Annotated in this window: 1 protein-coding gene; it reads right to left on the bottom strand. The window is 68.7% G+C overall.

Translation table 11 applies throughout. From position 1 onward, the window contains the following. Positions 1–335: Phenylacetic acid catabolic protein (locus tag IH13_RS0101485; RefSeq protein ID WP_199814585.1), on the bottom strand; the 335-nt coding region annotated here is incomplete at both ends.

The following is a 335-nucleotide window of genomic DNA, read 5'->3' on the forward strand; positions in this document are numbered from 1 at the left end:
CCAGCCGATGGCGCCCACGTCCGCCCAGGTGAGCGTCGGGTAGTTGAAGATGGACGAATAGCGCTGGCGGCCCGCGTGCAACTTGTCGAGCAGCTCGTCACGGCTGGTGCCGAGAGTCTCGGCCGCGCTGTACAGATACAGGCCGTGGCCGGCCTCGTCCTGCACCTTCGCCATCAGGATGGCCTTGCGTCGGAGCGAGGGTGCCCGGCTGATCCAGTTGGCCTCGGGCTGCATGCCGATGATCTCGGAGTGGGCGTGCTGGGCCATCTGGCGGACCAGCGTGGCGCGGTAGGCGTCGGGCATCCAGTCGCGAGGCTCTATCCGCTCGTCGGCGG

Origin of the sequence: Streptomyces sp. NRRL WC-3549 (assembly GCF_000721935.1) — a bacterium.
GTDB lineage: Bacteria > Actinomycetota > Actinomycetes > Streptomycetales > Streptomycetaceae > Streptomyces.